Origin of the sequence: Methylobacterium sp. WL116 (genome assembly GCF_008039455.1) — a bacterium.
In the GTDB taxonomy this organism is placed as follows: Bacteria; Pseudomonadota; Alphaproteobacteria; order Rhizobiales; family Beijerinckiaceae; genus Methylobacterium.
Genome location: NZ_VRUV01000744.1, coordinates 1 through 1706, shown reverse-complemented (window position 1 = coordinate 1706; position 1706 = coordinate 1). Strand labels below are relative to the sequence as shown.

General features: G+C 72.9%; 2 protein-coding genes. One reads left to right on the top strand and one right to left on the bottom strand.

Annotated features, from left to right (window positions below; all coding sequences use genetic code 11):
• Window positions 1–404, top strand: a 404-nt coding sequence (locus FV223_RS26880) for an AprI/Inh family metalloprotease inhibitor (protein WP_147729770.1), incomplete at its 5' end; no start/stop codon positions are given.
• A gap of 24 nt (window positions 405–428) precedes the next feature.
• Here the strand turns inward: FV223_RS26880 and FV223_RS26875 are convergent.
• A partial coding sequence (locus FV223_RS26875) for an outer membrane beta-barrel protein (protein WP_147729769.1) occupies window positions 429–1706 on the bottom strand: 1278 nt, incomplete at its 5' end.

Below are 1706 nucleotides of genomic sequence, written 5' to 3'. Positions count from 1 at the left end.
GTGCCACCGCCGCGCCGGACGAGGCACCGATCGGCGCGCAGGCGTCGATCGCCCCGCCGCCGGCCTCCAACGTCATCGCCGAGCCGGTGGTCGCCCCGCCCCCGGCCCCGCCGGTGGTGGCGAGCGGGCGGGCCTCGGTGGTCGGCGCCTGGGACGCCAAGGACGCGACCGGCGGAAGCTGCAAGGTGACGCTCTCGAGCGCGCCGGCCCTCGACCTCTACAAGGCCTCCGCCGCCGGCTGCCCGAACAAGGATCTGGCCAAGGTCACGGCCTGGGATTTCCGCGACGGCGAGGTCTACCTGTACCAGCAGGGCGGCACGGTGGCCGCCCGCCTGCGGCAGGGCGGCGGCGCCCTCGACGGCGCGCTCACCAAGTCCGGCGCCTCCCTCGCGCTAGTGCGCTGAACCGGGAGGGCCCGCGCACTGGGGCTACGGGTTCACCCGCAGCCCGAGCAGGAAGGTGTTGTCGGAGAAGCTCGCCGTCGCCGCCGTGCTGGTGATCTCCTGGTAGAGGTAGGTGCCGCGCAGCGTCAGCCAGCGGTTGAAGCGGTAATCGAGCCGGGCAGTGGCCGAGAAGCCGGTCTCGCGGATCGACACCCCCTGGTAGTCGTTGCGGAGGTAGGCGCCGCCGACGATGATCGAGAGGTTGCGCAGGAGGTCGTGCTGCACCTCCAGCGTCGCCGTCTGGGTCAGGATGCCGCTGGAGCCGGGGACCGTCGTCTCGGTGACGCCGGCCTGCGCGTTCAGGCGCACGGTGGTCAGCGGGGTCGCCGCCCAGACCAGGGCGGCTGCGAGGATCGGCGCGTCGAGGCCGCGCAGGCTCGGGTCGACGTAGGTGCGGTGCTGAAGGCCGCCCGAGATCTCGCCGCTGATCGAGCGGGTGAAGTTCACGGTCGCGCCGACCGAGGCGGCGATGCCGTCGGAATCGCGGCGCAGGCCGCTGGTGTCGCGGCGCAGGTCGTAGACCCGCGTGTCGGCGAGCAGCTCGACGAAGGGGCTGATCTCCGGCGTCACCTCGTAGGCCGTGCGCAGGCGCATGCTGTACTGGTTCTGGTTGCGGTCGGCCTGGCTGATCACCGTCCCGTCCGACAGCCGGGCATCCTCGAACTCGGAGCGGTCGACCGAGCCGCGCAGGGACACCGAGAGCCGGTTGAAGGTCTCGGTCGCGCCGAGCGAGGTGCCGTAGGTCGCGACGATCGGCCGGTTGGTCGCGGTCACGGCCTGGAGGTTGGGGCTGCCGGTGCGCTGGGTGTCGACGAGGAAGCGGGTCTCGGCGTCGATCCGCAGGTCGCGGTTGGCGTCGATCCGCAGGCGCACGGTGCCGGCCGCGTTCGGGCGGCTCGCCGCCTCGTTCTCCGGCGTCTCGAGGTAGCCGGCGCGCAACTCGCCGGCGAGCTCGCTCCGCGACCAGTCCGAGCGGAAATTCAGCTCCCCCTCGCTCCGGAGCGCGACCGAGCCCTTGGCGAGCGACGGCGTGGTCTGGTCCGGGTTGGTGTCGTAGCCGAGGCTCTGGGTAAAGGACGGAAGCACCGTGAAGCTGCCGAGCCTGATCCCGAGCGGCGCGTAGGCGTCCTCGGTGGCGATCGGCCGCCGCAGGCTGTTGGTCAGCAGCGCCCCCGGCGTGAGGACGCCGCTCAGCGGGTTGATCAGCGGCAATCCCGGCGCCTGCGGCCGCGGCGCCTCGGCCGGCAGCGGCACGCCGACCAC